1 rRNA gene (cut by a window edge) is annotated in these 2500 nt (G+C 51.8%); it reads left to right on the top strand.

From position 1 onward, the window contains the following. Window positions 1-2460 (top strand): 23S ribosomal RNA (locus AS141_RS25720); it begins 415 nt to the left of the window's first position. Window positions 2461-2500: the final 40 nt, after the last annotated feature.

Raw genomic sequence — 2500 nt, 5'->3', positions numbered from 1 at the left:
TGAAACTGCCGGCACCATCCGGTAAGGCTAAATACTCCTGAGAGACCGATAGTGAACTAGTACCGTGAGGGAAAGGTGAAAAGTACCGTGAATAACGGGGTGAAATAGAACCTGAAACCGTGCGCTTACAAGCGGTCGGAGCCATTAAGTATGGTGACGGCGTGCCTTTTGCATAATGAGCCTACGAGTTACTCCTCACCGGCAAGGGTAAGGCATTCAGTGCCGCACCCGGAGCGAAAGCGAGTCTGAAAGGGCGTTTGAGTCGGTGGGGGTAGACGCGAAACCTAGTGATCTACCCATGGCCAGGTTGAAGTTGTGGTAACACACAATGGAGGACCGAACCGATAAACGTTGAAAAGTTTCCGGATGAGCTGTGGGTAGGGGTGAAAGGCTAATCAAACTGGGAAATAGCTCGTACTCCCCGAAATGTTTTTAGGAACAGCGTCGGGAATTGTATGGCGGAGGTAGAGCTACCGATAGGACTAGGGGGAGTCAAATCCTACCAAATCCTGACGAACTCCGAATGCCGCCATATAGAACCGGCAGTGAGGGCTTGGGTGCTAAGGTCCAAGTCCGAGAGGGAAAGAACCCAGACCTTCCGCTAAGGTCCCCAAATCTATGTTAAGTTGAACAAAGGTGGTCCAGTTGCAGAGACAGCCAGGAGGTTAGCTTGGAAGCAGCTATTCCTTTAAAGAGTGCGTAACAGCTCACTGGTCGAGCGACAGGGCGTCGATAATAATCGGGCATCAAACATAGTACCGAAGCGAAGGATTACACGGAGCAATCCGGTAGTGGTAGGGGAGCATTCCAACGGCAGCGAAGGTCAAGCGTCAGCGTGGCTGGAGCTTTTGGAAAAGCAAATGTAGGCATAAGTAACGATAATGCGGGCGAGAAACCCGCACACCGTAAGACCCAGGTTTCCTGATCAACGCTAATCGGATCAGGGTTAGTCGGGACCTAACGCGAACCCGAGAGGGGTAGTGGATGGACAATGGGTTAATATTCCCATACTAATTATACAGGTGATGGAGTGACGGAGTGATGAAAGATCCGCGCGGTGACGGAATACCGCGTTAAAGGTAGTAGGTATTGGACCCATAGTTAAATGCGTGGGTTTAGCCGAAGCTGACAGTACTGGGCGTTTACGGACAACCAGATAGTGATCCTAAGGGCTTCCAAGAAAAACTTCTAGCGCTAAGCGTATAATTACCCGTACCGCAAACCGACACAGGTGGTCGAGGAGAGTATCCTAAGGTGCTCGAGTGAATCATGGCTAAGGAACTCGGCAAAATAGCCCTGTAACTTCGGGAGAAGGGGCGCCCCCAGCGATGGGGGCCGCAGTGAAGAGGCCCAGGCGACTGTTTAACAAAAACACATGGCTTTGCAAAGTTTCAAGACTAAGTATAAGGCCTGACACCTGCCCGGTGCTGGAAGGTTAAGAGGGGATGTTACCGCAAGGGACGCATTGAATCGAAGCCCCAGTAAACGGCGGCCGTAACTATAACGGTCCTAAGGTAGCGAAATTCCTTGTCGGGTAAGTTCCGACCTGCACGAATGGTGTAACGATCTGGGCACTGTCTCAGCCATGAGCTCGGTGAAATTGTAGTCGCGGTGAAGATGCCGCGTACCCGCAACGGGACGGAAAGACCCCATGCACCTTTACTGCAACTTAGTATTGGTACCGGGCAAATGATGTGTAGGATAGGTGGGAGACATTGAAGCGGGTTCGCCAGGATCTGTGGAGTCACTGTTGAAATACCACCCTTTGTTTGTTTGGTATCTAACCCGTATTAACGGGGACATTGCTTGGTGGGTAGTTTGACTGGGGTGGTCGCCTCCAAAAGGATAACGGAGGCTTCCAAAGGTTCCCTCAGTACGCTTGGTAACCGTACGAGGAGTGCAATAGCATAAGGGAGCTTGACTGTAAGGCCGACAAGCCGAGCAGGGTGGAAACACGGGTATAGTGATCCGGCGGTTTTGAATGGAAGAGCCGTCGCTCAAAGGATAAAAGGTACGCTGGGGATAACAGGCTGATCTCCCCCAAGAGCTCATATCGACGGGGAGGTTTGGCACCTCGATGTCGGCTCGTCACATCCTGGGGCTGGAGAAGGTCCCAAGGGTTGGGCTGTTCGCCCATTAAAGTGGCACGCGAGCTGGGTTCAGAACGTCGTGAGACAGTTCGGTCCCTATCTGTTGCGGGCGTGGGAAGTTTGCGAGGACCTGACCTTAGTACGAGAGGACCGGGTTGGACTGACCGCTGGTGTACCGGTTGTGATGCCAATTGCATTGCCGGGTAGCTACGTCGGGAAGAGATAAGCGCTGAAAGCATCTAAGTGCGAAACTCCCCTCAAGATGAGACTTCCAACTAGGGCCGTCAGAGACGATGACGTTGATAGGCTACAGGTGTAAAGGCAGTAATGTCATAGCCGAGTAGTACTAATTGCCCAAAAACTTACGCTGAGTTTGTTACAGTTTCTGCCAAGACATGTTGTTAAGTTCC

The organism is Algoriphagus resistens (genome assembly GCF_001442615.1).
Taxonomy (GTDB): Bacteria; Bacteroidota; Bacteroidia; order Cytophagales; family Cyclobacteriaceae; genus Algoriphagus; species Algoriphagus resistens.
This window is presented reverse-complemented; position numbering and strand designations above follow the sequence as displayed.